A 6,200-nucleotide genomic window follows, 5' to 3' on the forward strand; every position below is an offset into this window, starting at 1 on the left:
CCCCCAGCTTTGCCCCCAGCCAGGCCCCTGGCAACAGAAACCCAAACAGTCGCAATCCGTTGAACAAGAACGAGATGCTGGATGCTCGTACGCCATTGAGCGCGGAGGCCAGCAGCATCACCATCCCCTGAAAGCCATAACCGATCGGCACCAGATGCAGATAGAGAATGATGAGGCGAATGACCTGCGGATGATCGCTGAACAGATTGGCGATCAGCGGGGCCAGCAGCCAGGTCAGGCCATAGATGGCGAGTTGGAACAGCAACGCAAAACCCATGCAGCTTTGCAGTGCAGCCTTGGCCCGGGCCGGATTGCCAGCGCCGCAGTTTTGCGAGATGAAGGGAGCCAGCACGGAAGCAAGGGCCATCATCACGATGAGTAGCAGTGCCTCGACTCGCGATGCGGCGCCGTAAGCTGCCACCACTTCTGTGCCCAGACCAGCAAAGATCGTCATCAGTACCGCATTGGCCAGGGGATTGAGCATATTGGTAAAAGAGGCGGGGATGGCAACATGGAGCAGCGCTCGCCAATGGTAAAGCAACCGTGTTCGCGGCGAGAGGCGCCACAGCAGCAAGCTCTCTCGATGACGCAGGATATAGAGGCTGACCTGCATGGCCATCAGCCAGGAGATAGAGGTCGCGATAGCGGCCCCGCGGATCCCCCACTCTGGGAAGGGGCCGATGCCGAAGATCAGTAGCGGATCCAGCACCCCGTTGACCAGCCCGGCCACCGCCATCACCAGACTGGGGGTTTTGGTATCGCCGGTCGCCCGGATGGCGGCATTGCCCACCATGGGCAGCACCAGCATGGGCACGGTCAGATACCAGATCAGCATGTAGTCGTGGATAAGGGAGATAAGCTCGGCACTGGCACCCAGCAAGGTAAATAGCGGCTTGATGGTGAGCGCGCCCCCTGCCGAAAGCAGGGTGACCAGGATCACCGCCAGAAACAGGCTGTCGGTAGTGAGGTGGGCTGCCTCTTCATGCTTTCCTTGCCCCAATGCATGACCGATCACCGCCGAGAGACCGGCACCCAACCCCATGGCGAGCGAGGTGACCACGAAGGTGACCGGAAAGGTAAAGCTGATGGCGGCCAGCGCCTGGGTGCCCAGCATGCCGATAAAAAAGGTATCGACCAGGTTGAAGGCCAGAATGGCGATGATGCCGAAGATCATGGGGCCCGTCATCTGGCGCAGTACGACCGGAATGGGGGCTGTCAGCATGGGGTTAGCGCGGGTCAATGATTCGTCTCTGCATCACATCTGGTGTTGACGGTTCTGCCATGAACCCGGGGTGGGGGCAGCCAGCTCTGCACCAAGGCGCAGACACGGGCGAACCATCGAAGGTATTTATAGTACGTGAAAAAATTTTTTTTGTATTTGCCCTTGAAGGGTTAGCAACTTTGCCCCACATCAGGGACATATCTAATTTGGCCTGGAACGGCCATTCCTCAAAGCAACAATGAGACTCATTTTGGGAGAGTTATCGATGAAAATTCGTCCACTGCACGACCGCGTCATCATCAAGCGCATCGAAGCTGAAGCCAAATCTGCTGGCGGTATTGTATTGACTGGTACCGCGGCCCAGAAGTCCACCCGTGGTGAAGTGCTTGCCGTGGGGACTGGTCGCATCCTGGATAATGGCGAAGTCAAAGCGCTGGCCGTGAAGGTTGGTGACAAGGTTATCTTCAACGAAGGCTACGGTGTAAAAACCGAGAAGCTGGATGGTCAGGATGTCCTGATCCTGTCCGAAACCGACATCCTGGCGATTGTCGAAGAGTAATCCATCCTCCTTTTCCCGAATTGATTTAAGGATTGAAGCAAAATGGCAGCTAAAGACGTTAAGTTTGGTAACGAAGCCCGCATCAAAATGCTGGAAGGCGTAAACATCCTGGCTGATGCCGTCAAGGTGACTCTGGGCCCGAAAGGCCGCAACGTGGTGCTGGATAAATCCTTCGGCGCCCCGACCATCACCAAAGATGGTGTTTCCGTTGCGCGCGAAATTGAGCTGGAAGACAAGTTCCAGAACATGGGCGCCCAGATGGTCAAGGAAGTTGCTTCCAAAGCGAACGACGCTGCGGGTGACGGTACCACTACTGCAACTGTTCTGGCTCAGGCGATCGTCAACGAAGGTCTGAAAGCCGTTGCCGCTGGTATGAACCCGATGGACCTGAAGCGCGGTATCGACAAAGCCGTTGTGGCTGCCGTTGCCGAGCTGCAGGCGCTGTCCCAGCCGTGTGCTGACAGCAATGCCATCGCTCAGGTTGGTACCATCTCCGCCAACTCCGACGAGAAAGTGGGCAAGCTGATTGCTGAAGCCATGGACAAAGTGGGTCGCGATGGCGTCATCACTGTTGAAGATGGCCAAGGTCTGGAAGACGAGCTGGCTGTCGTCGAAGGTATGCAGTTCGACCGTGGCTACCTGTCCCCCTACTTCATCAACAAGCAAGAGACCGGTTCTGTTGAACTGGACGATCCGTTCATCCTGCTGGTTGACAAGAAAGTCTCCAACATCCGCGAAATGCTGCCGGTGCTGGAAGGTGTTGCCAAAGCTGGCAAGCCGCTGCTGATCGTTGCCGAAGACGTAGAGGGCGAAGCGCTGGCTACTCTGGTGGTCAACACCATGCGCGGCATCGTGAAAGTGGCTGCCGTCAAGGCGCCGGGCTTCGGTGACCGTCGCAAGGCTATGCTGCAGGATATCGCCGTTCTGACTGGCGGTACCGTCATCTCCGAAGAAGTTGGCATGGAGCTGGAAAAAGCGACTCTGGAAGATCTGGGTCGTGCCAAGCGCATCGTCATCACCAAAGAGAACACCACCATTATTGACGGCGTGGGCGATGCCAGCGTGATCGAAGGCCGCGTTGCCCAGATCCGTCAGCAGATTGAAGATACCTCTTCCGATTACGACCGTGAGAAGCTGCAAGAGCGCGTAGCCAAGCTGGCTGGCGGTGTTGCAGTGATCAAGGTTGGCGCTGCCACCGAAGTTGAGATGAAAGAGAAGAAAGCGCGTGTGGAAGATGCCCTGCACGCTACCCGTGCCGCTGTCGAAGAAGGTGTGGTTGCCGGTGGTGGTGTGGCGCTGGTGCGCGTAGCTGCCAAGCTGACTGGCCTGCGTGGTGACAACGAAGACCAGAACGTGGGTATCAAGGTTGCCCTGCGCGCCATGGAAGCCCCGCTGCGTCAGATCGTGATCAACGCCGGTGAAGAAGCATCCGTCATTGCCAACGCAGTGAAGAACGGTGAAGGCAACTTCGGTTACAACGCTTATACCGAACAGTATGGCGATATGCTGGCCATGGGTATCCTGGATCCGACCAAGGTGACCCGTTCTGCTCTGCAGTTTGCCTCTTCCATCGCTGGCCTGATGATCACTACCGAGTGCATGGTCACCGAACTGCCGAAGAAAGATACTCCTGCCATGCCTGATATGGGTGGTATGGGTGGTATGGGCATGATGTAATCGTCATCCCGGCCTGTTTGAGAAACGGCTCGCCCAAGGCGAGCCGTTTTTTTATATCCGACTAAACTGAGTCTGTTAAGACAGCAAATTTTTTTGGGGGGGAGAGATGAAAGCTTTTGGCTGGATTTCGTTATTGTTGTCATTGTCCATCATGCCGCTTGTTGCCGCAGAGACGCCTGCCGGGCCTGTGATTTTGAAAGTGAGTGGTAACATCAATTCTGCAGATGAGGTGAATGGCAAGGTGATGTTTGACTTGGCCAAGCTTCAGGCTCTGCCGCAACATGAGATAGTGACAGGTAATCCCTGGGTTGATAAACCTCATAAATATAGAGGACCAAAGTTGGCAGATGTGCTGACTGCTGTCGGGGCCGACGGCAAAACCATTACACTGACTGCATTGAACAGTTTCCAGATCCGTGTCGAATGGGACAACGTAGCGAAGTATGACCCCATTTTGGCGTGGGAAGATAATGGTGTGGTCATGCGGGTTCGCGACAAGGGGCCAATCTGGTTTATGTTGCCGCTCGATCAGTATCCGGAGCTGAAGCGCTCCGAATACACCGATATGATGATTTGGCAGCTTGATTCAATAGACATACAACACTAATAGCCAACACAGGAGCATGGGGTGAAAGGGAAGACCAGAGCTTGGCCATTGCTCGTCATTCTGTATATTTCCATCCTGTCGTTTACCGGGAGTACCCTCTATTGTCTGTTGCAGATCCAGAATGCGACAAGGGCAATGGAGAAGTACACCTATGATGTCTCTTGGGCGCTTATGCAGTTGCAACTGGAGTTAGGCCGATTTCTTAATGCCGTTGAGGTCTATCACTATGGCGGAATAGATCACGATGCCTTGATGTTACGGTATGACATCCTCTGGAGCAGGACCCCGATCCTGCTGAGCGGCCAGTTGCGCAAGAGTATGCAGGATAAGCAAAAAACCTTGCGCCTGGTGCAATTGATTGAAAGTAATATCCGCAATATCGAGTCTGATATCACCAAGCTTCAAAAGGGTGACTCTGACTACCAACAGGTCATGATGCGATTAGCACCTCTGCAAGAGCCTCTCTCTTATTCCCTCGCTTCCGTGATGCAGAAGAACATCAACATCTATTCCGAGAACGACCGCCATTTTGGCCAGTTACGCAATGCTTTACTGCTGATGGTATTGGGTTTGGTTATCTCGGTGTTGCTACTCAGTTCGTTGCTTATATATGAAGGTCGTCGTCATTTCAGGACTGCAAGACGAGATCCTTTGACGGGATTGTCCAATCGGGTTGCCTTACTGGAAAGAATGGAGCTGTGTGCCAATCAGGAGACACCGTTTGGCTTGGTACTGGTTGATGTCAATGACTTCAGGGATATCAATAGCAAGTTTGGCTATGACACGGGGGATTATCTCCTGCAAGAATTTGCCAAACGAATTAGGGCTCTGTGTGAAGAGGGGGAGTGGAGCGGACGTCTTGGTGGGGATCAATTTGCCATTATCCAGCGTGGTAGCAGTGATTTGCGTCAGGTCAGGGAGCTGGTAGCACGACTGCTACACGCGCTGAAGCAGGATATCGTCTATGACAACTATCCCTTCCGGCTGGAGGTCGGTATCGGGATCGCATTCTATCCGATGGACAGTGATAAGACTCAGGAGCTGCTGAGTCGTGCGGAACAGGCGCTGTTTCATAGCCGCAAAACCCATGTCCCCTATGTGATTTACGATAATTCCCTGCTTAACGAGACTGCACGGCGTAAGCATCTGGCCTCTGACATGATCATGGCACTGGAACACAATGCGCTGGAACTTTACTACCAGCCGATTGTGAATCTTGAGGATGGCCGATGTGAAGCGGTTGAGGCGTTGTTGCGTTGGCGGCATCCGGAGCTTGGGTTTATTCCTCCAAACGAAGTGATCATGGTGGCAGAAGAGTTCCAGCTTGCCGAGCGGGTAGGTAGCTGGGTCTTGAACACAGCCTGTGAACAGCTGTACCAGTGGCATCAGCTTGGTTTGGTCGATCTACAGATGTGCGTGAACATTTCACCTGGCATGTACCAGCGTAATTTGCTCAAGCTAGTTGCAAAAGCACTTATGGAACATCACCTGCCAGCCAGTAGCCTGGTACTGGAAGTCACGGAAGATACCACTATGCGGGAAGTTAAGAACTCTCTGCAATTGATGCAGGATCTCAACCAGCAAGGGGTTCTGCTGGCACTGGATGACTTTGGTACAGGCTACTCATCATTGAGCTATCTGCAGAAGTTGCCGGTCAGCAAAGTGAAGATAGACCGTTCCTTTATTCAGGGTATCGATACCTCAATGGAGGCATCAGAGCTGGTTGCCAATATCTGCCGGATGGGGTCCATGCTCGGTAAGGTTTTGGTTTGTGAGGGGATTGAGACTCAGGCGCAGCTTGATGTATTACGTTCTCTTACCGACATTCATCTCTATGGGCAGGGCTATCTGTTTAGTCGGCCGGAGCAAGCGGAGAAGATTTATCAAACCTTGCTTGAAATGGAAGAACGTTGGTTGGAACGTCAACAATCTGAAATAGCCTACATGAGTTGAAGCAGAAGTGTGCCAGGTTGTGATGCGCCTCCAGAATGTGTGATTTGGTTCAAATTACACACGTATTGTTTGTTGTTTGAACGGTTGTGCAGTTTTATCAAAAAAACATGCAATTTACCCTTGCCAGAAAGAATCTGTTCCCTATAATGCGCCTCCATCGATAGGGCAAGCGGCAACGCAAA

The 6,200-nt window shown here is 53.4% G+C and carries 6 protein-coding genes; 4 read left to right on the plus strand and 2 right to left on the minus strand.

Annotation, left to right across the window (positions count from 1 at the left end; all coding sequences use genetic code 11):
- Nucleotides 1-1,222 (minus strand): MATE family efflux transporter (locus tag ACE1BR_RS23065; protein ID WP_374874409.1); only part of this gene is annotated, 1,222 nt, incomplete at its 3' end.
- A 265-nt stretch (nt 1,223-1,487) separates the two neighbouring features.
- On the opposite strand from ACE1BR_RS23065, the gene ACE1BR_RS23070 reads away from it, so the two are divergent.
- The 4 genes from ACE1BR_RS23070 (at nt 1,488) to ACE1BR_RS23085 (ending at nt 6,018) form a co-directional block, all read left to right on the plus strand.
- A complete protein-coding gene (locus ACE1BR_RS23070; protein WP_005340573.1) occupies nt 1,488-1,781 on the plus strand; it encodes a co-chaperone GroES in 294 nt (97 codons plus the stop codon).
- 42 nt (nt 1,782-1,823) lie between these two features.
- On the plus strand, nt 1,824-3,458 hold the full coding sequence (groL, locus tag ACE1BR_RS23075) for a chaperonin GroEL (RefSeq protein ID WP_182970412.1): 1,635 nt from the start codon (nt 1,824-1,826) through the stop codon (nt 3,456-3,458).
- 106 nt (nt 3,459-3,564) lie between these two features.
- On the plus strand, nt 3,565-4,065 hold the full coding sequence (locus ACE1BR_RS23080; RefSeq protein ID WP_374874403.1) for a molybdopterin-binding oxidoreductase: 501 nt from the start codon (nt 3,565-3,567) through the stop codon (nt 4,063-4,065).
- 21 nt (nt 4,066-4,086) lie between these two features.
- Complete coding sequence (locus tag ACE1BR_RS23085; RefSeq protein WP_374874405.1) at nt 4,087-6,018, plus strand: putative bifunctional diguanylate cyclase/phosphodiesterase; 1,932 nt, start codon at nt 4,087-4,089, stop codon at nt 6,016-6,018.
- On the opposite strand, the gene ACE1BR_RS23090 is transcribed toward ACE1BR_RS23085, so the two are convergent.
- Nucleotides 6,006-6,200: hypothetical protein (locus ACE1BR_RS23090; RefSeq protein WP_374874407.1), on the minus strand; the 195-nt coding region annotated here is incomplete at its 5' end. The genes ACE1BR_RS23085 and ACE1BR_RS23090 overlap by 13 nt on opposite strands.

The organism is Aeromonas sp. MdU4, from assembly GCF_041929505.1.
Classification (GTDB): domain Bacteria; phylum Pseudomonadota; class Gammaproteobacteria; order Enterobacterales; family Aeromonadaceae; genus Aeromonas.